Origin of the sequence: Saccharopolyspora sp. ID03-671, assembly GCF_045278815.1 — a bacterium.
GTDB lineage: Bacteria > Actinomycetota > Actinomycetes > Mycobacteriales > Pseudonocardiaceae > Saccharopolyspora > Saccharopolyspora ipomoeae.
The window spans coordinates 1,824,921-1,851,111 of the sequence record NZ_CP134054.1; the positions used below are offsets into that span (position 1 = coordinate 1,824,921).

The 26,191-nt window shown below is 73.2% G+C and carries 2 pseudogenes; both read right to left on the minus strand.

Annotated features, from left to right (window positions below):
• Nucleotides 1–7 precede the first annotated feature (7 nt).
• Nucleotides 8–7,312: pseudogene (locus REH65_RS08455) on the minus strand (SDR family NAD(P)-dependent oxidoreductase); the annotation flags it as partial.
• Between the two features lie 52 nt (nucleotides 7,313–7,364).
• A pseudogene (locus tag REH65_RS08460) lies at nucleotides 7,365–26,168 on the minus strand (type I polyketide synthase); the annotation flags it as partial.
• Nucleotides 26,169–26,191 lie beyond the last annotated feature (23 nt).

Here is a 26,191-nt window from a genome sequence, read left to right on the forward strand (position 1 = left end):
GGCTCCATCAGAGCCGAGTGGAAAGCATGAGACACGCTGAGCCGCTTGAACTCCCACTTCTCGGCAACCTCAAGACAGCGTCCTCATCCCCGGCCAGCACCACGGAGTTCGGACCGTTCACCGCCGCGAGAGACACCACCCCCGAACGAGAACCACCACTGTCACCCGATCGAAAACCGCTGTTTTCATCGCGACGAAAACCGCTGTATTCGACACCATGAATATGGGAGTTTCCGACACCAGCAGAACCACCCGACAGGTAAGGCAGGACGTCAGACTCGCTCGCACGGACCGCGACCATGACCCCGCCCGGGGGCAGGGCCTGCATCAACGAAGCTCGGGCCGTGATCAGGGTGCAGGCGTCCTGCAAGGACAACACGCCCGCCACGTGGGCCGCGGCCACCTCACCGATCGAGTGGCCTGCAACGTGGTCCGGGGTGATGCCGAAGGACTCGATCAGGCGATACAGAGCCACTTCGATCGCGAACAGGGCCGGTTGGGCGTTGCCCGTCTCGTTCAGGGCTTCCACGTCCTCGCCCCACATCACCTCGCGAACCGACGGGTCGAGGTGGTTCAGGACCTCGTCGAGAGCCTCCGCGAAGACCGGGAAGCGGCCGTAGAGGTCCCGGCCCATGCCGAGGCGCTGCGAGCCCTGGCCCGCGAAGAGGACCGCGAGGGGCTGTTCTCCCGCCTCGCCGCGGGCGGCTTCGACGAGGCCGTCGGGCGACGCGAGCAGGACCGCGCGGTGCTGGAACAGCGAGCGGGAGGTCACCAGGGAGTGGCCGACGTCGAGGGGGGAGGCGTCGAGCTCGCGCAGGCGGGAGATCTGGGCGTCCAGCGCCGCCTCGGATTTCGCCGACACCAACCACGGGACCACCGTCGCCGGGGACTGCGACGCGACTTCCTCGACGGCCGGCCCCTGCTCCAGGATGACGTGCGCGTTGGTGCCGCTGACGCCGAACGACGAGACCGCCGCGCGGCGGGCGCGGCCGGTCTCCGGCCACTCCACCGCCGAGCTCAGCAGCCGCACCGAACCCGCTTCCCAGTCCACGTGGGACGACGGGTCCTCGGCGTGCAGGCTGCGCGGGACGACGCCGTGCTGCATCGCCGCCACCATCTTGATCACGCCCGCAACGCCCGAAGCGGCCTGGGTGTGGCCGAGGTTCGACTTCACCGACCCCAGCAGCAGCGGACTCTCGCGATCCTGACCGTAGGTCGCCAGCAACGCCTGCGCCTCGATCGGATCACCCAGAGTCGTTCCGGTGCCGTGCCCTTCGACCACATCGACGTCCGAAGTGGACAGACCTGCACCGGCCAGGGCCTGGCGGATGACGCGCTGCTGCGACGGGCCGTTCGGGGCGGTCAGGCCGTTGGACGCACCGTCCTGGTTCACCGCAGAACCCCGCACCACGGCCAGCACCCGATGCCCGTTGCGCTGGGCGTCGGAGAGCCGCTCCAGCACGACCAGACCGGCGCCTTCGGACCAGCCGACTCCGTCGGCGGACTCCGAGTAGGACTTGCAGCGGCCGTCGGCGGCCAGGCCGCGCTGCCGGGAGAAGACCACGAACGACGCCGGGGTCGACATCACCGTCACACCACCGGCCAGCGCCAGCGAGCACTCCCCCTGCCGCAACGACTGCGCGGCCAGGTGCATCGACACCAGCGACGACGAGCACGCCGTGTCCACCGTGACCGCCGGCCCCTCGAACCCGAACGTGTAGGACACTCGGCCGGACAGCACGCTCTGCGCGGTGCCGGTGCCCTGGTAGCCCTCGAAGGTGTCGCCGTCGAGCAGCGTGCCGTAGTCATTCACCATGACACCCGCGAACACACCGGTCCGGCTGCCCTGCAGCGACGTCGGGTCGATGCCGGCGCGCTCGATGGCCTCCCACGCGGTCTGCAGCACGAGCCGCTGCTGCACGTCGGTGGCCAGGGCCTCGCGCGGGGACATCGCGAAGAAGTCGGCGTCGAACTCGCCCGAGTCGTGCAGGAACCCGCCCGAGTTCGAGTACGAGGTGCCCGCGTTGTCGGGGTCGGAGTCGAACAGCGAGTCCAGGTCCCAGCCCCGATTGGTGGGGAACCCGGTGATCGCGTCGGCGTCCTCGCTCACCAGCCGCCACAGGTCCTCGGGCGAGGTCACCCCGCCCGGGTAGCGGCAGGCCATGCCCACGATCACGATCGGGTCGTCGTCGACGGAGCTCACCGGCATCGCCGGGACGACGTCGAGAGCCGCGCCGAACAGGTCGTCGCGCAGGTGCTCGGCGAGGCGGGTGACCGTCGGGTAGTCGAACACCGAGGTCGCCGAGATCCGCAGGCCGGTCGCCGCCGTGAGCCGGTTGCGCAGCTCGACGGCGGTCAGCGAGTCGAAACCGAGCTCCTGGAAAGGCCTTCCGGGATCCACTCCCCCGGCACCGGCGTGCCCGAGCACGGCCGCTACCTCCTCGCGGACGAGCTCCACCAGCCGCTCGGTGCGCTCCTCCGCGCTCAGCGAGGCGAGCCGGTCGACCAGCGCGGCGGTCTCGCCCCGCGAGGATGCGGTGGCGCGGCGGATCGGGGTGCGGACGAGTCCGCGCAGCAGGTGCGGCACGTCGTCGCTGGAGCGCAACGACGGCAGGTCCAAGTGCACCGGCAGGAGCAGCGGTCGCCCGGAGCCCAGGGCGGCGTCGAACAGGGCCACTCCCTGCTCGACCGACAGCGCCTGGACGCCCATCCGCGAGATCCGCTGCACGTCGGCATCGGAGAGCCCGCTGGTCAGGCCGACCGACTGCTCCCACGCGCCCCACCCCAGCGACACGGCGGGCAGACCGCGCTCCTGCCGGTGGTGGGCGAGGGCGTCGAGGAAGGAGTTGCCCGCCGCGTAGTTGCCCTGCCCGGCGCCGCCGAAGGTGGCCGCAGCGGAGGAGAACAGGACGAACGCAGACACGTCACCGGCGAGTTCGTGCAGGTGCCAGGCCGCGTCGACCTTCGGGGCGAGCACGGTGTCGACGGCTTCGGGGGTCAGCGAGGCGATCACGCCGTCGTCGACGACGCCCGCGGTGTGCACCACGGCCCGCACCGGGTGCTGCTGCAGGAGGTCGGCGACCGCGGAGCGGTCGGTGACGTCGCAGGCCACGACCCGGGCGGTCGCGCCCAGGTCGGTCAGCTCGGCGACGAGGTCGGCGGCGCCGTCGGCATCCGGGCCGCGGCGGCTCACCAGCAGCAGGTCGCGGACGTCGTGCTCGGTCACCAGGTGCCGGGCCAGCACGGCGCCCAGACCGCCGGTCCCACCGGTGATGAGGACCGTCCCGTCGACGTCGAAGGCGGGCGCCTGCCCGGTCGCGCGGGCGATGCGGGCGGCCAGGAGTTCCTCGCCGCGCAGCAGCAGCTGGGGTTCGTCGCTGGTCAGAGCGCGTCCCAACAGCGGTTCGGGATCGGTCCCCGGGGCGACGTCGATCAGCGCGAAGCGGCCGGGGTGCTCGGTCTGCGCGGAGCGCACCAGACCGCGCACGGCGGCCCCGATCAGGTCGTCACCGGAGGTGGCGCCCCGGGTGACCAGCGCCAGGCGGGCATCGGTGAAGCGCTCGTCGGCGAGCCACTGCTGCAGCAGCGACAGCACGCGCGCGGTCTCGGCGTGCACCGAGGTCACCACGTCGTCGGCATCGCCGGAGACCGGCAGCACGACGGTGGTGGCGTCGACGCCGGTCAGGTCGCGGGCGTCGGGGTCGAGTCGCGCCCACGTCGTGGCGGTCTCGGGCAGGGCGATGGGTGTCCAGTCGAGCTGGAACAGGGCGTCCCGGGTGACGGTCGGGGCCCGGCCGGTCTGCGGGGCGCGGGTGATGAGTCCGTCGATGCTGGCGACGGGGGCACCGGTGGCGTCGGCGACGGACAGGACGGTGGAGTCGTCGGGGCCCGGGGCGAGCCGCATGCGGACCCGCGAGGCTCCCGAGGCGTGCAGGGAGACGCCCTGCCAGGAGAACGGCAGGCCTCCGCGGCTGAGGTTGCCGACGTCGCCGAAGCCCGACGCGTGCATTCCGGCGTCGAGCAGCGCGGGGTGCAGGCCGAACTCGTCGGCTCCGGCGTCGTCCGGCAGCTCGGCCTCGGCGAACAGCTCGTCACCGAGCCGCCACACCGCGCGCAAGCCGCGGAACATCGGTCCGTAGTCGAAGCCGACCTCGGTGAAGCGCTCGTAGCAGTCGGCGACGTCCACCGCCTCGGCTCCGGCCGGGGGCCACGCGCCGAGGTCGAACGTCGGCTCGGACGGCGTCACGGCCAGCACGCCGCCGGCGTGCTGGGTCCAGTCTCCCTGCCCGGTTTCGGCGGGGCGGGAGAAGATCGCGACCGGGCGGCGGCCCGATTCGTCGGCGCCGCCGACGGTCACCTGCACCTGCACGTCGCCCCGCGACGGCAGCACCAGCGGCGCGGACAGGGTCAGCTCGTCGACGTGACCGCAGCCCACCTCGTCACCGGCGCGGATCGCGAGTTCGAGGAAACCGGTGCCGGGGAACAGGATTCGGCCGTGCACGACGTGGTCGGCGAGCCAGGTGTGGGTGCGCGGCGTCAGGCGGCTGGCGAACAGGTATCCGTCGGTCCCGGCGAGTTCGGCCGCCGCGCCCAGCAGCGGGTGCCCGACGGAGTCCAGCCCGGCGGAGCGCACGTCGGCCTTGGTCGTGGCGGGCCGCGGCCAGTAGCGCTCCCGCTGGAACGGGTAGGTCGGCAGGTCGACCCGCCGCGCCCCGGTGTCAGCGAAGAGTCGCGACCAGTCGACGTCGACCCCGGCCACGTGCAACCGCGCCAGCGCCTCGACCAGCGCGGACCCGCCGTCGCGATCCTTGCGCTGCGCCGGAACCAGCACGGCGTCCTCACCGGCGGATTCAGCCGCCATTGCGGTCAGAACGCCGTCCGGCCCCAGCTCCAGGAACGCGTCCACGCCCTGCTCGGCCAACGTCGTCACGTTGTCGGCGAACCGCACCGCGTTCCGCACGTGCTCGACCCAGAACTCCGGCGACGTCACCTCCCCACCGACAACGATCGAGAGCCTCGGCTCCGAGAACGTCACCCCACCAATAGCCGCCCGGAACTCATCGAGCATCGGCTCCATCAAGTCCGAGTGGAACGCATGAGACACGCTGAGCCGCTTGAACTCCCACCGCTGAGCAACCCCAAGAACAGCCTCCTCATCCCCGGCCAGAACCACGGACTCGGGCCCGTTCACCGCCGCAAGAGACACCACCCCCGGCCGAGAATCGCCACTGTCACCCGTTCGAAAACCGCTGTTTTCGTCGCGTCGAAAACCGCTGTTTTCGACACCCTGAATATGGGAGTTTTCGACACCGGCAGAACCACCCGATAGGAACGGCAGGACATCGGACTCGCTGGCGCGGACCGCGACCATCACGCCGCCCGGGAACAAGGTCTGCATCAACGAAGCTCTGGCCGAGATCAGGGTGCAGGCGTCTTCCAGGGACAACACGCCGGACACATGGGCTGCGGCGACCTCACCTATCGAGTGACCCGCGACGTAGTCCGGGCGGAGACCGAAGGACTCGGCGAGGCGGTACTGGGCCACCTCCAGGGCGAACAAGGCCGGTTGAGCGATGCCCGTCTGGTTCAGGGCATCTTCGTCCTCGCCCCACATCACCTCCCGGACCGCCGGATCCAAGTGGGCCAGAACCTCGTCCAGAGCCTCGGCGAACACCGGGAAACGCTGGTACAGATCCCTGCCCATGCCCAGACGCTGGGAGCCCTGGCCCGCGAAGAGGACGGCCAGGGAGCGGTCCGCGGCGATTCCTCGGAGTTCACCGGAGGGGAGCAGGACCGCGCGGTGGTCGAAAGTGGAGCGGCTCGTGGCCAGGGAGTGGCCGATGTCGAGGGGGGTCAGGTGGGGGTTGCGCTGGGCGAAGGTGTCGATGCGGTCGAGTTGGGCGGCCAGGGCCGTGTCCGAGCGGCCGGACAGGACCCACGGCACCTCGGGGAGATCGGTGACCTCGCGCTCGGGTTCGGTCGCTTCCGGGGCCTCTTCGACGATCACGTGCGCGTTGGTGCCGCTGACGCCGAAGGCCGAGACCGCGGCGCGGCGCGGGCGCTCGCCTCGCGGCCACTCGCGGGCGGAGGTCAGCAGTTCCACCGCACCCGCCGACCAGTCCACGTTGGACGACGGGTTCTCGGCGTGCAGGGTCTTGGGCAGCAGCTCGTGGCGCAGCGCCAGCACCATCTTGATCACACCGGCGACGCCTGCCGCGCCCTGCGGGTGCCCGATGTTGGACTTGATCGAGCCCAGCAGCACCGGCGTCTCGCGGTCCTGCCCGTAGGTCGCCTGGACCGCCTGGGCCTCGATCGGGTCGCCCAAGGTCGTTCCGGTGCCGTGGGCTTCGACGACGTCGACGTCCCCGGCCGTCAGGGCCGCGTTGTCCAGCGCCGTGCGGATCACCCGCTGCTGCGAGGGACCGTTCGGGGCGGTCAGCCCGTTGGAGGCACCGTCCTGGTTGATCGCCGAACCGCGCAGCACGGCCAGCACCTCACGACCGTTGCGCTGGGCGTCCGAGAGCCGCTCCAGCACGAGCACGCCCACGCCTTCCGACCAGCCGGTGCCGTCGGCGTTGTCGGAGAACGCCTTGCAGCGGCCGTCGGAGGACAGGCCGCTCTGCGCGCTGAACGCGGTGAACGCGTTCGGCGTCGACATCACGGCCACACCACCGGCCAGCGCCAGCGAGCACTCGCCGCCGCGCAGCGACTGCATCGCGTTGTGCAGGGCGACCAGCGACGACGAGCAGGCCGTGTCGACGGTGACGGCCGGGCCCTCCAGGCCCAGCAGGTAGGAGATGCGGCCCGACAGGACGCTGGCCGCGAACGCCGTCGTCGAGTACAGGCCGATGTCCTCGGCGGAGCGGGCGAGCAGCTCGCTGTAGTCCTGGCCGGTGGTGCCCATGAACACCCCGGTGCGGCTGGAGCGCAGCGAGGCGGCGTCGATGCCCGACCGCTCGATCGCCTCCCACGCGACCTCCAGGAGCAGCCGCTGCTGCGGGTCCATCGCGACCGCTTCGCGCGGCGAGATGCCGAAGAACCCGGCGTCGAACCCGGCGACGTCGGACAGGAAACCGCCCTGGGAGGTCGCGCTGGCGAGCCCGTCGACGTCCCAGCCCCGGTCGTCCGGGAACTCCGAGATGCCGTCCCGGCCCTCGGCCACCAGGTCCCACAGCTCCTCCGGCGAGGACGCGCCGCCCGGGTACCGGCAGCCCATGCCCACGATCGCGATGGGCTCCACCGCGGCCGCGATGAGCTGCTGGTTCTGCTTGCGCAGGCGATCGTTCTCCTTCAGGGACGAGCGCAGAGCCTCGACGTACTGCTTCTCAGAGCTGCTCATCGGTTTCCTTTGATCGCCGGGTCTTTCAGTTCGCGGTGTTCTCGTTGACCAGCCGCAGCAGGCTCTCGCCGTCCATCTCGTCGATCGAGTCGGTCTCGTCGGACGAGGGTTCGGCGGAGTCGCCGTCGTCGTGGGCCAGCCCGAGGACGAGGTCCAGCAGTCCGGCCTTGCGCAGCCGGCTGATCGGGATCGCCGCGAGGGCTTCCCGGATGTGGGCGTCCGGGTCGTCGGAGTCGGTGCCGCCGGGCAGGAGCTGCTGCTGCAGGTGTCCGGCCAGGGCGGCGGGCGTGGGGTGGTCGAACACGAGCGTCGCGGGCAGCGCGAGGCCGGTGGCGGCCTTGAGCCGGTTGCGCAGCTCGACGGCGGTCACCGAGTCGTAGCCGACGTCGCGGAAGGCCCGCTGCGCCGGGAACGCGTCGGCGTCGGTGAAGCCGAGGGTCTGGGCTGCTTCGCGGCGCACCAGGTCGAGCACGACCCGGCCTCGCTCGGCCTCGGGCAGACCGGCCAGCCGCTGGGTGAACGCCGATCCGTCGGCGTCGGCCTCCGGCTCGGCCAGGGCTTCCCGCACCTCGGGGATGCCGGTCAGCAGCGGGCTCGGGCGCCCTGCGGTGAAGCTGGGGGCGAACCGCTGCCAGTCCGTGTTGGTGACGGTGAGGGTCGTGATGCCGTCGGCCACGGCCTGCTGCAACACCTGGATCGCCAGGTCCGGGTCCATCTGCAGCACGCCGCGCTTGCGCAGCCGCTCGGCGTCGGTGGCGTCGGAGGCCGCCTTGCCCGCGTCGGCCCAGGCGCCCCAGGCGATCGACGTCGCCGGGAGCCCGAGGGCCCGCCGGTGCTGCGCGAGGCCGTCGAGGTAGGCGTTGGCGGCGGCGTAGGCGGACTGGCCGCCGCTGCCCCAGCTCGCCGCACCTGAGGAGAACAGCACGAACGCGTCCAGCTCGACGTCGGCCGTGAGCTCGTGCAGGTGGGAGGCCGAGGTGGCCTTGGCCCGCAGCACCCCGTCGAAGTCCTCGCCGGACAGCGAGCCGAGCCCGACGCCGCTGTCGAACACGCCCGCGGCGTGCACGACCGCGCGCAGCGGCCGGTCGTCGGGGATGTCGGCCAGCAGGGCGGCCAGGGCGTCGCGGTCGGCGACGTCGCAGGCGCGCACCGCGACCTCCGCACCGGAGGCCGCCAGCTCGTCCCGCAGCTCGGCGGCACCGGGGGCGTCGGGGCCGCGACGGCTGGCCAGCACGACGCGTTCGGCGCCGTGCGCGACGGCCCAGCGGGCGACCTCGGCGCCGAGACCACCGGTGCCGCCGGTGATCAGGACGGTGCCGCGGGGCTGCCACTCGTCGGTGCGCGGCCCGCGCGGGGCGCGGTTGAGGCGCCGCCCGAACACTCCTGCGGAGCGGATGGCGAGCTGGTCCTCGTCCCCGGCTCCGGCCAGCACGGCCGCGAGCCGGTCGAGGACGGGCTGGTCGAGCTCGTCGGGCAGGTCGATGAGGCCGCCCCACAGGCGCGGGAACTCCAGTCCCGCAACGCGTCCCATCCCCCACAGCGCGGTCTGGGCCGGGTTGCACGGCGTCTCGTCGACGGATGCGGCCCGCCGGGTGGCGCACCACAGCGGTGCTTCGAGTTCGAGGTCGCCGAGCGCCTGCAGCAGCGTCAGCGTCGAGAGCATCCCGACCGGGGTCGCGCCGAACACCGGGTGCGCCGTCTCGGGCACGCCGACCATCGAGAACACCCCCGCGATCTCGACGTCCCGGGTGGCATCGGCCAGGGTCGCGGCGAGCTTGTCGCGGTCGGCGGCAGGCGAGACCTCCACCCGCACCGCGTCGTCGCCGAGCGCGCTGAGCGCCGATTCCGCCCAGGCGTCCGGTGTTTCGGGCACGACCGCCAGCCACACGCCGGTCGGCGTCCCGGCGAGCCCGGCCACCGGGACCCAGTTCTCCTGGTAGCGCCAGGAGTTGGTGAGCGAGTGGGCGCGCTGCCTGCTGCGCCAGGACGACAGGGCGGGTGTGATGGCCGCCGCGGTCTCGGAGTCCAGTCCCAGCGCCGAGGCCAGGTTCCCGCCTTCGACGAGTTCCCAGAACGCCGAGTCCACAGGGTCGGCTCGGGTCGCGGTTCCCGCTTCGGGCCAGAACCGCTGCCGCTGGAAGGCGTAGGTGGGCAGGTCGACGCGGTGCGCACCGGTCCCGGCGAACAGCGGTGTCCAGTCGACCTCGACGCCGCGCACGTGCGCCTCGGCCAGCGAGGTCGCGAACCGGACCGGCCCGCCCTGCCGGCGCCGCAGCGTTCCCACGGCCGTGACGTCGACCTCGGCGTCCTCGGCCATCTGCTGCAGGTTCACCGTGAGCACCGGGTGCGAGCTGGGTTCGACGAACACCCGGTAACCGTCGGCGAACAGCGCACCGACGGCACCGGCGAAGTCGACCGGCTGCCGGGCGTTCCGGAACCAGTACTCGGCGTCGAGCTCGGCGCCGTCGACGCGGGAGGCGGTGACGGTCGAGTAGAACGGGATGCCGGTCGAGCTCGGCCGCACGTCGGCCAGCGATTCGAGCAGCACCTCGCGCAGCGGTTCGACGTGGGCGCAGTGGGAGGCGACGGTGGCCACGATGCGCGCCCGCAGCTCGCGGGCCTCGCAGGCGGCCACGAACTCCTGCAGCGCGTCGTGATCACCGGCGACGGTGACCGCGCCGGGGCCGTTGATCCCGGCGAGCGAGAGCTGATCCGGCCACCGCTCCAGCAGGGCGGCGACCTCCTCGCGACCGGCGGCGACGGAGGCGATTCCGCCGGTGCCGACGAGCTCGTCGGCGAACAACCGGCTGCGCACGACGACGATGCGGGCCGCGTCGGCCAGGCTCAGCGCCCCGGCGACGTGGGCGGCGGCGATCTCGCCCTGCGAGTGGCCGACGACCGCGGCGGGTTCGACACCGCAGGAGCGCCAGAGCTCCGCCAGCGACACCATGACCGCGAACAGCACCGGCTGCAGGACCTCGATCCGCTGCAGCTCCTCCGCGCCCGCGTCGGTGACCGACTCGCGCAGCACGTCCAGCAGCGACCAGCCGGTCAGCGGCGCGATGGCCTCGTCGCAGGAGCGCATACTCCGCTCGAAGACCGGTGCGGCGTCGAGCAGTTCCAGCGCCATGCCCGCCCACTGGGTTCCCTGCCCGGGGAACACCATGACCGGGCCGGGGCCGATCTCGCCGACCTCACCGCGCACGACCCCGACGTCGTCGCCGCCGAAACGCAGTGCCACGGCGCGGTTCTCGAACTGAGTCCGGGTGGTCAGCAGCGAGTGCCCGATGTCGACCGGGCTGATCTCGGGGTTCTCGGCGGCGAAGGTCTCGACCCGCTCCAGCTGTCCGTCCGCGGCGGATTCGGAGCGGCCGGAGACGACCCACGGCACGACCCCGCCCAGAGCCGTGCTCGGGGCTGTTTCCCCCGCGGGCGACTCGGGTTCGGCCTGCTCCAGGATGACGTGGGCGTTGGTGCCGCTGATGCCGAACGACGAGACCGCGGCCCGCCGCGCGCGGCCGACCTCGGGCCACGCCACCTCCGAGTTCAGCACCCGCACCGCCGAGGAGTCCCAGTCGACGTGCGAGGACGGGATCTCGGCGTGCAGGGTCCGGGGCAGCGTGCCGTGCCGCAGCGCCTGCACCATCTTGATCACGCCCGCCACGCCCGCGGCGGCCTGGGTGTGGCCGATGTTGGACTTGATCGAACCCAGCAGCAGCGGCCGCTCCCGGTCCTGGCCGTAGGTGGCCGCGAGGGCCTGGACCTCGATCGGGTCGCCCAGCGCGGTGCCCGTGCCGTGCGCCTCGACCGCGTCGACGTCCGATGTGGACAGACCGGCGGACGAGAGCGCTTGCCGGATCAAGCGTTGCTGCGAGGGACCGTTCGGGGCGGTCAGCCCGTTGGAGGCGCCGTCCTGATTGACCGCGCTCCCCCGCATGACCGCGAGCACCTGGTGGCCGCGGCGGCGCGCGTCGGAGAGGCGCTCCAGCACGACGATGCCGACGCCTTCGGCCCACCCGGCGCCGTCGGCGGCGTCCGAGAACGCCTTGCAGCGCCCGTCGGGCGCGGAGGCGCCCTGCCGCTCCAGCTCCGAGATCGTCGCCGGGGTCGACATGATGGTCGCTCCCCCGGCCAGCGCCATGTCGCACTCGTCCTGGTGCAGCGACTGCGCGGCGAGGTGCATCGCCAGCAGCGACGACGAGCAGGCGGTGTCGACGGTGACCGCCGGGCCCTCGAAACCGAAGTTGTAGGCCAGCCGGCCGGAGATCACGCTGCCCGCGACGCCGGTCAGCGCGTGCCCACCGGTGTCCTGGTCAGAGCTGGTCAGCACGTTGGCGTAGTCCTGCATGGTGTTGCCGACGAACACGCCGGTCCGGCTGCCGCGCAACGAGTCCGGCACGACGCCGACGCGCTCCAGGGCTTCCCACGACGTCTCCAGAAGCATCCGCTGCTGGGGGTCCATCGCCAGCGCCTCGCGCGGGGATATGCCGAAGAACAGCGGGTCGAAGTCGGCCTGGTCGGTCAGGAACCCGCCCACACCGGGGATCTCGCCGGGACCCAGCAGCGCGTCGAGGTCCCAGCCGCGGTCGGTGGGGAACGCGGCGATGGCGTCCCGGCCGTCGACCAGCAGCTGCCACAGCTCCTCGGGCGAGGTGACGCCGCCGGGGAACCGGCAGGCCATGCCGACGATCGCGATCGGCTCGTCCACCCGGTCCCGGCGCTGCGCCACCTCGACCTCGGGGCGGTCGCCGAACAGGTCGGCGAGCAGGTGCTCGGCCAGGACGCGTGGCGTCGGGTAGTCGTAGACGAGGCCGGCGGACAGGGTCCTGCCGGTGGCGCGGGCGAGCTGGTTGCGCAGCTCCACGCCGGTCAGCGAGTCGAAACCGAGGTCGCGGAAGGCCTTGTCGAGTCCGATCGCCGCCGGGTCGGTGTGCCCGAGCACCGCGCTGACGCGGCTGCGCACCAGGTCGAGCACGAGCTCGGTGCGGCCGTCCTCGTCGAGGCCGCGCAGCCGCTCGGCGAATCCGCTCGGCTCGGCGGTGTCGCGGCGGGCCAGGACCTCGCGGGCTTCGGGCAGTTCCGACAGCAGCGGCAGGGGCCGCATCTCCAGCAGCGCACCGAGGGTCTTCGGGTGCACCAGGTCGGCGACGATCGCCGTGGCGGCGGGCCGGGCGACGGCCTGCCAGAGGGCGGTGATCGCCAGGTCCGGGTCCAGCGTCCCGGCACCGCCGCGTGCCAGCCGCTGCGCCACCTCGTCCTGGGCGGCCATGCCACCGCCCGCCCAGGCGCCCCACGCGATCGACGTAGCCGGGCGGCCGGTAGAGCGGCGGCGCTGGGCCAGGGCGTCGAGGACCGCGTTGGCGGCCGCGTAGTTGGCCTGGCCCGGATTGCCGACGGCGCCGGCCACCGACGAGAAAAGGACGAAGAAGTCCAGGTCACCGGCCAGCTCGTCGAGCAGCAGCGCGGAGTCGACCTTGGCGCGGAACACCTCGGTGAAGCGTTCGGGGGTGAGCTGCTCCAGCACGCCGTCGTCGACGACACCGGCCGTGTGCACCACGCCGGACAGGTCGACGCCGGTGAGCAGTGAGGTGAGCGCATCGCGGTCGGCGACGTCGCAGGACTCGATCCGCACCCGCGCGCCCAGCTCGGCGAGCTCGGCGCGCAGTTCGGCGGCGCCGGGTGCCTGCGGGCCGCGTCGGCTCACCAGGATCAGCTCGTCGACGCCGCGCCGGGCGAGGTCGCGGGCGACGGCGGCGCCCAGCGCCCCGGTGCCACCGGTGATGAGCACGGTCCCCGACGGGTCCTCGGGGACGGCCTGCGCGCGGGGGGCGGCCAGCAGCCTGCGGCCGAAGGCTCCGTGCGCGCGGATGGCGACCTGGTCCTCGTCACCGGAAGCCAGGACTTCGGCGAGCCGGCCGGTGGAGCGGGCGTCGAGCTCGTCGGGCAGGTCGATCAGGCCGCCCCAGCGGGCGGGCAGTTCCAGCGCGGCGACCCGGCCCAGTCCCCACACGCCGGCGCGCGTCGGATCGGCGATCAGGTCGGCATCGCCGGCCGAGACGGCGGCGCGGGTGACCGCCCAGATCTTCGCGTCGACTCCGGCGTCGCCGAGCGCCTGGACCAGCAGAGCGGTACCGGTGAGGCCGAGCAGCGAGAGGACGCCGGTCGGCTCGTCGGTGAGGCGCTCGGCGAGTTCGCCCCGCGTCTCGGTCCCGTCGATCCGCATCACCCGGGCACGGGTGCCGAGGGAGTCGGCGATCGCGGTGGTCCACGGGTCGTCGGCGAGCTCGGCGGGCACCGCGACCAGCCAATTCCCGGTCAGCGGGGTCGTGGACGGGGTCAGCGGGGTCCAGGACTCCTGGTAGGACCAGGCGTCCACGCGGGACTGGCTGCGGCGGCGTTCGCGCCAGGACGACAGGGCGGTAACGAGGTCGGCCACGGCCTGCTCCTCGACGCCGAGCTCGGCGGCCAGGGAGCCGTTGTCGACCAGGTCCCAGAACAGGTCGTCGCCGGTGTTGCGCTGCAGCCGCTCCGGCCAGTAGCGCTCGTGCTGGAAGGGGTAGGTGGGCAGGTCGAGCAGGCGGGCGCCGGTCCCGGCGAAGCACGGCGACCAGTCGACGTCGACGCCGCTGGCGTGCAGCTTCGCCAGCGCGTCGAGCAGCGCCGTCTCGCCGTCGCGATCCTTGCGCTGCGCGGGCACGAGGACCGCGTCCTGCGATGCGGAGTCCGCGGCCATCGCGGTCAGCACCCCGTCGGGCCCGACCTCCAGGAACGCCGTGACGTCGGCGTCGGCGAGCCGAGCGACCGAGTCGCCGAACCGCACGGTCTCCCGCACGTGGGCAACCCAGAACTCCGGCGAGGTCACGTCCCCGTCGGTCGCGATCGGAATGCTGGGCTCCTGGAACGACAGTCCGCTGATCGCCTCGCGGAAGTCAGCCAGCACCGGGTCCATCAACGCCGAGTGAAACGCATGACTGACCAGCAGGCGCCTAGACTTCCACCGCTCAGCCACCGCCCACACGGCCTCCTCGTCCCCGGCCAGAACCACGGACTCGGGCCCGTTCACCGCCGCAAGAGACACCACCCCCGGCCGAGAATCGCCACTGTCACCCGATCGAAAACCGCTGTTTTCGTCGCGTCGAAAACCGCTGTTTTCATCCCCCTGAATATGGGAGTTTTCGACACCGGCAGAACCACCCGACAGGAACGGCAGAACATCGGACTCGCTCGCGCGGACCGCGACCATCACCCCGCCCGAGGGCAAGGCCTGCATCAACCTGGCACGAGCCGAGATCAGCGTGCAGGCGTCCTGCAGGGACAACACGCCCGACACATGCGCTGCGGCCACCTCACCGATCGAGTGACCCGCCAAGTAGTCCGGACGCAACCCGAACGACTCCGCGAGGCGGAACTGCGCCACCTCCAGAGCAAACAAAGCCGGTTGAGCAATGCCCGTCTGGTTCAGGGCATCCTCATCCTCGCCCCACATCACCTCCCGAACCATCGGATCCAAGTGAGCCAAGACCTCGTCCAGGGCCTCGGCGAACACCGGGAAGCGGGCGTACAGATCCCTGCCCATGCCCAGACGCTGGGAGCCCTGGCCCGCGAAGAGGACGCCGAGGGAGCGGGGGCGGGTGGTGTTGCGGGCTGACTCTGCCGTGCCGTCGGGGGTGGCGAGGAGGACTGCTCGGTGTTCGAAGGCTGCGCGGGATTCGGTCAGGGTGCGGCCGATGTCCGCTGGAGCCTGGTCGGGGTTGTCCCGGACGAATGCCGTGAGCTGCTCCACCTGGGCCGCCAGGGCTTCCTCCGAGCGCGCCGACACCGGCCACGGGACCGCGGCGGGCGTCACGTCCGAGTCCTCGGACGGCGGGAGTTCGGGAACGGATTCGAGGATCACGTGGGCGTTGGTGCCGCTGACGCCGAACGAGGAGACGCCCGCGCGGCGTGCTCGGCCGGTGTCGGGCCACTCGCGCGGCGAGGCCAGCAGTTCCACCGCGCCGGTCGTCCAGTCCACTTCGGACGACGGGGCGTCGACGTGCAGCGTGCGCGGCACGACGCCGTGCTGCATCGCCGACACCATCTTGATGACGCCCGCGACACCGCCCGCCGACTGCGCGTGCCCGATGTTCGACTTGATCGACCCCAGCAGCACCGGGGTCTCCCGAGCCTGGCCGTAGGTGGCCAGCACGGCCTGCGCCTCGATCGGATCACCCAGCGTCGTCCCCGTCCCGTGCGCCTCCACGGCGTCCACATCGGACGGTTCGAGTCCGGCGTTGGCCAGGGCCTGGCGGATCACCCGCTGCTGCGACGGGCCGTTCGGGGCGGTGAGCCCGTTCGACGCGCCGTCCTGGTTCACGGCGCTGCCCCGCAGCACGGCGAGCACGCGGTGCCCGTTGCGACGCGCGTCCGACAACCGCTCCAGGGCGAGCACGCCCGCGCCCTCGGACCAGCCGGTGCCGTCGGCGGCCTCGGCGAACGCCTTGCAGCGACCGTCCGGGGCGAGACCCCCCTGCCAGGTGAAGGCGGCGAACGCGTTCGGCGTCGCCATCACCCGCACTCCCCCGGCCAGGGCGAGATCGCACTCACCGCTGCGCAGCGACTGCGCGGCCAGGTGCAACGCCACCAGCGACGACGAGCACGCGGTGTCCACCGTCACCGCGGGCCCTTCCAGCCCCAGCAGGTAGGACAGGCGGCCGGAGAGCACGCTCGCGGAGAACGCGGTCGTCGCGTAGAGCTGGAAGTCCTCGCGCGCGGTCGACTCGGTCAGCAGATCGCCGTAGTCCTGGCCGGTGGTCCCGGCGAACACGCCGGTCCGGCTGCCGCGCAGCGACGTGCCGTCGATGCCGGCGCGTTCCAGCGCCTCCCACGAGACCTCCAGCAGCAACCGCTGCTGCGGGTCCATCGCCATCGCCTCGCGCGGCGAGATGCCGAAGAAGCCCGCGTCGAAATCGGCCACGCCGGACAGGAACCCGCCCTGGCCGGTGGCGCTGTCGAGCCGGTCCAGGTCCCAGCCGCGGTCGGTCGGGAACGGGCCGATGACGTCGCGCCCCTCGGCCACCACGTCCCACAGCTGCTCGGGCGAGGACACCCCGCCCGGGTAGCGGCAGCCCATGCCCACGATCGCGATCTCGTCGTCCGACGAGGCCGCGCCGACGACCGTCACGGCGACCGGCCGGGTCTCGCCGAGCAGCCGTTCCCGCAGGTGCGCGGCCACGGCCTTGGCGGTCGGGTGGTCGAAGACGAGCGTCGTCGGCAGCGCCAGGCCGGTGGCCGTGCGCAGCCGGTTGCGGACGTCGACGGCGGTGACGGAGTCGAAGCCGAGCTCGCGGAAGGCGCGCTCGACCGGCAGCTCACCGGGGTTCTCGTAGCCCAGGGCCCGCCCGGCTTCGGCGCGCACCAGGTCGAGCAGCACCCGATCCTGCTCCGACTCGGACTTCCCGGCGAGGCGTCGTCGCAGGTCGGAAGCGTTGTCGTCGGCGGCATCGTCGAGGGCCTGCCGGGCCTCCGGGATGCCGGTGATCAACGGGCTCGGCCGCCCGGTGGTGAAACCGGGGGCGAAGCGCTGCCAGTCGGTGTCGGTGACGGTCAGGGTCGTCGAGCCGTCCTCGATCGCGTGCTGCAGCACCAGCAGCGCGCGCTGCGGGTCCATCGGCTGCACGCCGACCTTGCGCATGCGCTCGGCCAGCTCGGGGTCGCCGGCCATGCCCGCCCCGGCCCACGCGCCCCACGCGATCGACGTCGCGGGCAGCCCGAGGAACCGGCGGTGCTGCGCGAGGCCGTCGAGGTAGGCGTTGGCCGCGGCGTAGGCGGACTGGCCGCCGCTGCCCCAGCTCGCCGCACCCGAGGAGAACAGCACGAACGCGTCCAGCTCGATCCCGGCGGTGAGCTCGTGCAGGTGGCGCGCCGCGGTCGCCTTCGCGCGCAGCACGACGTCGAGGGCCTCGGCCGTCAGCCGGTCGACGGGGGCTTCGCCCTCGCCGCTGACGGCGGCGTGCACGACGGCCGTGAGCGGGCAGTCATCCGGCACGCGCGCGAGCACGTCGGCCAGGGCGTCGCGGTCGGCGACGTCGCAGGGCTCGACGGTGACCCGGGCGCCCAGCGCGGTCAGCTCCTCGCGCAGCGCCGGGGCCCCGGGCGCGTCGGGACCGCGGCGGCTCAGCAGGAGCACGTGCTCGGCGCCGCGCTCGACCGCCCAGCGCGCCACCTGCCCGCCGAGGGCACCGGTGCCGCCGGTGATCAGGACGGTGCCGCGAGCCCGCCACTCGCTCCCGGCGCTGCCGCGCGGGGCGCGGGACAGGCGTCGACCGAACACCCCCGAGGGGCGCACCGCGATCTGGTCCTCGCCGCTGCCCAGGGCTGCGGCGAGGTGCTCGGCGGCGCGTTCGTCGAGGTCGGCGGGCAGGTCGATCAGGCCGCCCCACCGGCTTGGCAGGTCCAGCGCGGCGACCCGGCCAAGTCCCCACAGCGCCGTCTGCTCCGGGTGGAGCACCGGATCGGAGTCCCCGATCGACACCGCGCCGCGGGTCGCGCACCACAGCGGAGCACCGATCCCGGCCTCTCCCAACGCCTTCAGCAGTTCCGCGGTCGAGGTCAGCGCGTCATCCGCCAGTCCCAGCAGGGAGAGGACACCGGTCGGCTCGTCGGCCACCCCTGCCAGGCGCTCGGCCAGGTCGGTCTGGTCGCCCACCTCCAGCCGCACGACGTCGGTTCCCAGGTCCGGCACCGCGTCATCGGGGTGGGTGAGCACGAGCCAGGTCCCGGCCGGCGACGTTCGCGAGGACGCGACGGGAACCCAGGACTCCCGGTAGCGCCAGGTGTCGAGGGCGGCACGGGTGCGGGAGCGGTCCCGCCAGGAGGCGAGCGCCGGTGCCACGACGGCGGCCGTGTCGGGGTCGAGGTCGAGCGCGGCGGCCAGGTTCCCGTCGTCGACGAGCTGCCAGAGGGCGGCGTCGACCGGGTCGGCGCTCGCGGACGGTTCGACCGGGTCCTCCCAGTGGCGCCGCCGCTGGAAGGGGTAGGTGGGCAGGGACACCCGCCGGGCGCCCGGGAACAGCGGCGTCCAGTCGACCGCGACGCCGCGCACGTGGGCCTCGCCGACCGCGGCCAGCACCTGCGACCACTCCCCCTGGTCGCGGCGCAGCGTGCCGAGGACGACGCCCTCGGCACCCGCGTCGTCGAGGGTCTGCTCGACCGCGTGGGTGAGCACCGGGTGCGCGCTGGGCTCGACGAACACGCCGAAGCCGTCGGCGAGCAGGGCACGGGTGGTGTCCTCGAAGCGGACCGTCCGCCGCAGGTTCGAGTACCAGTACTCGGGATCCAGGCCGGACGTGTCGATCAGCTCACCGGTGACCGTGGAGTAGAACGGCACGTCGCCGGAGCGCGGACGGATGTCGGCCAGCTCGTCGAGCACGCGCTCGCGGATGGCCTCCACCTGCGCGCTGTGCGAGGCGTAGTCGACGGAGACCCGGCGGGTGCGGATGCCCTCGGACTCGCACTGCGCGGCGAACTCGTCCAGCGCCGCGTCGTCACCGGCGATGACGGTCGCCTGCGGTGCGTTGACCACGGCCACCGCGAGACGGTCGCCCCACGGCTCCAGCCGCAGGGAGCTCTCGGGGGCGGCGACGGAGAGCATCCCGCCGCGCCCGGACAGCGAGTCGGCCACGGCGAGGCTGCGCAGCGCGACCACGCGGGCCGCATCGGGCAGGCTCAGCGCACCGGACACCGCGGCGGCGGCGATCTCCCCCTGCGAATGCCCCACCACCGCAGCGGGTTCCACGCCCAGCGAGCGCCACAGGTGCGCCAGCGACACCATCGTCGCCCACAGCACCGGCTGCACCACGTCCACGCGGTCCAGCGACGGTGCGCCGTGGGTGCCGCGGAGCACGTCGAGCAGCGACCAGTCGACGAACGGCTCCAGCGCGGCCGCGCACTCGGCGATCCGCTCGTCGAACGCCGCCGAGCGGCCCAGCAGCGCACGCCCCATGCCGACCCACTGCGAGCCCTGGCCGGGGAAGACGAACGCGACCTTGCCGGCGGGCCCGGCCTCGCCGCGCACGACGCGGGAGTCGGGCCGGTCGGCGGCCACCGAGTCCAGCGCGTCGCGCAGCTCGTCGCGGTCGCCGCCGAGGACGACGGCCCGGTGCTCGAACGTAGAACGAGTGGTGACCAGCGAGAACCCGACGTCCAGCGGCGCCGCGTCGACGCCGCGCAGCCGGGCGGCCTGCGCCTGGAGCGCCTGCTCGGAGCGAGCCGAGAGCACCCACGGCACCACCTCGGGCGTCGTCGGCTCGTCGGCGGGTTCGTCGGCCTGCGGGGCCTGTTCGAGGATGACGTGGGCGTTGGTGCCGCTGATGCCGAACGACGACACCCCCGCCCGGTGCGGGCGGTCGGCCTCCGGCCACGGCGTCGACTCGGTGAGCAGCCGGACGCCACCGGTGGACCAGGCGACCTGACTGCTCGGCTCGTCGGCGTGCAGGGTCCGGGGCAGGACCCCGTGGCGCAGGGCGAGGATCATCTTGATGATCCCGCCGACTCCGGCTGCGGCCTGGGAGTGGCCGATGTTGGACTTCAGCGCACCCAGCAGCAGCGGCTGCTCGCGGTCCTGGCCGTAGGTGGCCAGCAGGGCCTGAGCCTCGATCGGGTCGCCCAGCGGCGTGCCGGTCCCGTGCGCCTCCACCGCGTCCACATCGGACGGTCGCAGCCCGGAAGCGGCCAGGGCCTGGCGGATCACGCGCTGCTGCGCGGGACCGTTCGGCGCGGTCAGCCCGTTGGAGGCGCCGTCCTGGTTGACCGCGCTGCCGCGCACCACGGCGAGCACCTCGTGGCCGTTGCGGCGGGCGTCCGAAAGCCGTTCCAGGACTACGAGTCCCGCGCCTTCGGACCACCCCATGCCGTCGGCGGAGTCGGAGAACGGCTTGCACCGGCCGTCGGGTGCGAGGCCGCGGAGCCGTCCGAAGATGGTGAAGGCTTCCGGCGTCGACATCACCGTCACACCACCGGCGAGCGCCAGGTCGCACTCGCCGGAGCGCAGCGATTGCACGGCCAGGTGCAAGGCCACCAACGACGACGAGCACGCCGTGTCCACCGACAGCGCCGGGCCCTCCAGGCCGAGGGCGTAGGCGACGCGGCCGGAGACGAGGCTGCCGCCGCTGCTGGTCGCGGCGTCGGTGCCGCGCGCGTAGTCGTGGTACATCACGCCGGCGAACACGCCGGTCGAGCTGCCCTTCAGCTCGCGCGGGTCGATGCCCGCGCGCTCGACGGCTTCCCAGGCGACCTCCAGCATCAGGCGCTGCTGCGGGTCGGTCTGGGTGGCCTCCGCTGGGGAGATCCCGAAGAAGCCGGGGTCGAAACCGGTTGCGCCGTCGACGAATCCGCCGGTGGAGACGTAGGTGCGGCCGACCTTGCCGGGTTCGGGATCGAAGAGGCGCTCGACATCCCAGCCGCGGTCGGTGGGGAACCCGCCCATCGCGTCGGTGCCGTCGACCAGCAGCCGCCACAGGTCCTCGGGGGTGGCGGCGCCGCCCGGGTAGCGGCAGCTCATCGACACCACCGCGATCGGGTCGTCGTCGACCCCGCTGCGCGGCGTGATCTCGTCACGGCGGACCACCCCGCGCAGGTCGTCGTCCAGGTGCCGCACGACGGCCAGGGGCGTCGGGTGGTCGAACACGAGCGTGGCGGGCAGCCGCAGGCCGGTCGCGGTGGCGAGCCGGTTGCGGAACTCCACGGCGGTCAGCGAGTCGAAACCCAGCTCCTGGAAGGCGCGGTCGGGTTCCACCGCCTCGGCCGTGGCGTGCCCGAGGACCGAAGCGGCCGTGGAGCGCACCAGGTCGAGGAACGCGGCGCGCCGGTCGGTGTCGTCGAGTCCGGCGAGCTCGCGGCCGAACCGCGAGGTCCGGGCGGCCCGCGCGGGGCCGCGCGCGAAACCCCGCAGCAGCGCCGGGATCTCGCCGTGGCGGTCCCGCAGCGTCCCGGTGGCCAGGCGCAGCGGGACGAGCTGGGCGGTGTCGGTGGCCAGCGCGGCGTCGAACAGGGCGAGCCCGTCCTCGGCCGACAGCGGCAGGAAGCCCTGCTCGCGCATGCGGTCCCAGTCGGTGCTCGCCAGGCCCGCGCTGAGTCCGATGTCGAGCACCCCGTAGTCGAGGGCGAGCGCGGGCAGGCCCCGGGCCCGGCGGTGCGCGGCCAGGGCGTCGAGGAAGACGTTGGCGGCGGCGTAGTTCGCCTGCCCGGCGGCGAGCACGAGACCGCCCGCCGAGGAGATCAGCACGAACATCGCGAGGTCGCGGTCGCGGGTGAGCTCGTGCAGGTGCCAGGCGGCGTCGGCCTTCGGCCGCAGGACGTGGTCGAGGCGCTGCGGGGTGAGGGACTCGATCACGCCGTTGTCGGTGACACCGGCCGCGTGCACCACGCCGACCAGGTCGTCGACGCCGTCGAGGACCGAGGCGAGCGCGTCGCGGTCGGCGACGTCGCAGGCCACGACCGACACCGAGGCGCCGAGTTCGGTCAGCTCGGCGCGCAGGTCCCCGGCCCCGGGGGCGTCCGGGCCGCGGCGGCCGGCCAGCAGCAGGCGACGCGCCCCGTGGGCGGTGACGAGGTGGCGGGCCAGCAGGGCGCCGAGCCCGCCGGTGCCACCGGTGACCAGCACCGTGCCCTCACCGAGCGAGCGGGCGGTCGTTCCGGGTGCGGTGCGGGTGAGCCGGGGAACGCGCAGGGTTCCGGCGCGGACGGTGGCCTCCGGCTCGCCCGCCGCGACCGCCGACGGGATGCGGCCGCGGTCGTCGACGTCGAGGAGCTGGAAGCGGCCGGGGTTCTCGGCTTCGGCCGCGCGGACCAGGCCCCACACCGGGGCTTGGGCGAGGTCGACGTCCTCGGCGTCGACCGCGCCCTCGGTGACCACGACCAGCCGGGAATCGGCGCAGCGGTCGTCGGCGAGCCACGCCTGCACCGCGGCCAGCACGGCCTCGGTGACCGACCGAACACCGCTCAGCGGCTCATCACCGGTCGGGCACAGCACGGCCACGGCTTCGGGGACGTCGGCGGAGCCGAGCAGCGCGGGAAGATCCTCGATTTCCACTACGTCGCAGTCGGTTTCGATGTCCGGGAGCGGCCGGGAGGCCCACTCCAGGCCGAACAGCGAGTCGGTGAGGTGCTGCGAGCCGAGCTGCTCGGCGGTGACCGGGCGGCCGACGAGGGCCCGCACCGACAGCACGGGGCGGCCCAGCACGTCGGCCAGGTGCAGGGTCGCGGTGCCGTTGCCGTCGGGCACCATCCGGACCCGCACCGCGTCGGCACCGGTCGCGTGCAGCGAGACCCCGTTCCACACGAACGGCAGCGACACGTCGTCGCGGCCGAGCAGCGAGACGTGCAGCGCCGCATCGAGCAGCGCCGGGTGGATCCCGTAGTCCTCCGCTCCCGCGCCCTCTGGCAGCGCGACCTCGGCGAACAGCTCGTCGCCGCGCCGCCAGGCCGCGCGCAGGCCCCGGAACACCGGGCCGTAGGCGTAACCGGCCTCGGCGAGGGTGTCGTAGACGCCGTCGACGTCGATCGGTTCCACCTGCGGCGGCGGCCATTCGGCGAGATCGACGTCGGGCACCGAACCGCCGGGCGCCACGGTTCCCTCGGCGTGCAGCGTCCACGACGCGTCGCCGTTCGGCCGAGCGTGCACGGTGATCCGGCGCCTGCCGATCTCGTCGGCACCGGCGACCGAGACCTGGATGGCGACGGCGCCGTCCTGCGGGATGACCAGGGGCGCGCGCAGCGTGAGCTCGTCGACGACGTCGCAGTCCGCGCGCTGCGCGGCGTGCGCGGCCAGCTCGGCGAACGCGGTGCCGGGCAGCAGCGCGGAGCCGAAAACCACGTGATCGGCCAGCCACGGCAGCGCGCTGGTCGACAGCGTGCCGGTGAAGGTCACGCCGTCGGAGTCGGGCTGCTCGACGACGGCACCCAGCAGCGGATGCCCGGCCGGGTCGAGGCCGCGAGCGGCGAGGCTGCCGACGTCACCGCCGAGCCAGGAGTTCGCGAGGTGCTCGCGCGGGTCGAGCCAGAAGCGCTGGTGCTGGAAGGGGTAGGTGGGCAGGTCGACGCGGCGGGCACCGCTGTCGCGGTAGAACGCGGCCCAGTCGACGTCGGCGCCGGACACGAACAGCCCGGCCAGGCCGGTGACCGCGGTGGTCCGCTCGCTTCGCCGACGCCGTCCGAGCGCGACCGCCACCGGGGCGGAGGTGCCGAGGTCGTCCTCGGCGTCGAGGGTCTCCAGCACCATCGGGGTCAGCACCGCGTCCGGCCCGACCTCGGCGAAGCGGGACGCGCCCAGGCGACGCAGGGCGGTGACCGCGTCGGCGAAGCGCACGGTGTCGCGCACCTGACGGACCCAGTAGGCGGGGCCGGACATCTCGTCGGTGATCTGCTCGCCGGTCACGGCCGACACCAGCGGGCACTGCGGGTTTCCGAAGGTCAGGCCGGAGATCTCGGCTTCGAAGGACGCCAGCATCGGTTCCACCAGCGGCGAGTGGAAGGCGTGCGACACCCGCAGCCTGCGGGTCCGCCAGCCGTTCTCGGCGCACCGCTCGCCGACCGCGAGGACATCGCGCTCGGTACCGGAGATCACCACCGAGCCGGGGCCGTTCACGGCGGCGATCTCCACGTCACCGGACAGCAGCGGCAGCACGTCGTGCTCGCCCGCCCCGACCGCGACCATCGCGCCGCCGCGCGGCAGCTCCTGCATCAACCGCCCGCGCGCGGCCACCAGCGCGCACGCGTCACCCAGCGACAGCACTCCGGCGACGTGGGCTGCGGCGATCTCACCGATCGAGTGCCCGGCCAGCGCATCCGGCCGCACGCCCCACGACTCCAGCAGCCGGTACAGCGCCACCTCGAACGCGAACAGGCCCGCCTGCGCGAACGCGGTCTCGTCCAGCAGCTCGTCCCCGGCCTCCCCGAAGACGACCTCCCGAACATCCCGCCCCAGCGACGGGCTCAACCCGTCGACGACCTCGTCGAAAGCCGCTGCGAACACCGGAAGAGCAGCGTGGAGTTCAGCCCCCATCCCGGCCCACTGAGCACCCTGCCCGGAGAACACGAACGCAGTCCCACCGGCAACGACCCGCCCGGCCACCACCCCAGGAACGTCCTCTCCCCCGGCCAGCGCCCGAACCCCGGCCAACAACACCGGACGACTCCCGATGTCGGGTTCCGGAATACTCCCGTTCTCCGATTTCGGATTACTCCCGTTTTCCGGACCCCGATTACGGGCGTGATCCGGATCCTGGGGGCGGGGGTGGTCGTGATCCGGGGTTTCTGCGGTGGAGTCGAGGACGACCGCGCGGTGTTCGAAGGTGGGGGTGGTTGCGAGGGAGAAGCCGATGTCCAGGGGGTGTTCGTCGATGCGGTCGAGGAGGTTTCGGGCGCGGGCGCGGAGGGCTTCGGGGGTTCGGGCCGAGAGGGGCCAGGGGGTCGCCGGGAGCGGGTGGCGTTCGGTGTCCGCCGGGGCCTCGACCGGGGCCTGTTCGAGGATGACGTGGGCGTTGGTGCCGCTGATGCCGAAGGACGACACGCCCGCGCGGCGCGGGGCTCCGGTGTCCGGCCAGGGGGTGGGCTCGCTGAGGAGTTGGACGGCGCCGGTGGACCAGTCGACCCGGGTGCTGGGTTGATCGACGTGCAGGGTCTTCGGCAGGACGCCGTGACGCAGCGCCATCACCATCTTGATGACGCCGCCGACGCCCGAAGCCGCCTGCGCGTGACCGATGTTCGACTTGAGCGAGCCGAGCCACAGCGGCCGGTCGGCGGGCCGGTCGATGCCGTAGGTGCCCAGCAGCGCCTGCGCCTCGATCGGGTCGCCCAGCGACGTGCCCGTGCCGTGGCCCTCCACCGCGTCGACCTGGTCGGCCGAGACGTGCGCGTTGGCCAGCGCCTGGCGGATGACGCGGCGCTGCGCGGGACCGTTCGGGGCGGTCAGCCCGCTCGACGCGCCGTCCTGGTTCACCGCGCTCCCCCGCACCACGGCCAGCACCTGGTGACCGTTGCGGCGGGCGTCGGACAGGCGCTCGACGACGAGCACGCCCACGCCCTCCGACCACGAGGTGCCGTCGGCGGAGTCGGCGAAGGACCGGCAGCGGCCGTCGGGGGACAGCCCGCGCTGCCTGCTGAACTCGATGAACGCCTCCGGAGTGGCCATCACGGTGACACCACCGGCCAGGGCGAGATCGGACTCGCCGCTGCGCAGCGACCGCACGGCCGCGTGCAGCGACACCAGCGACGACGAGCAGGCGGTGTCGACGGTGACGGCCGGGCCCTCCAGCCCGAACACGTAGGACAACCGGCCGGAGGCCACCGATCCGGAGTTCGAGTTGGCCGGGTAGTCGTGGTACATCATGCCGACGAACACGCCGGTCCGGCTGCCGCGCAGCGTTCCGGGCTCGATTCCGGCGCGCTCGAACGCCTCCCACGAGGTCTCCAGCAGCAGGTGCTGCTGCGGGTCCATCGCGGCCGCCTCGTTCGGGCTGATCCCGAAGAACGCCGGGTCGAAATCACCTGCTTCGTGCAGGAATCCGCCGTGACGGCTGTAGGTGGTGTTCGGCTCCTCACCGCTCGGGTCGTGGAGGCGCTCGACGTCCCAGCCGCGGTTGGTGGGGAACTCCGAGACGGCGTCGACGCCGTCGGACACCAACCGCCACAGGTCGTCCGGCCCGCTCACCCCGCCCGGGTAGCGGCAGGCCATGCCCACGATCGCGATCGGCTCGCCGGCCGCGGCGACGAGCTCCCGGTTCTGGGCGCGCAGCTGCTCGGTCTCCTTCAGCGACGCCCGCAGGGCCCCGACGAGCCTGTCCTGGTTTCCGAAGTCCTCGGACTCAGCCATGTTTC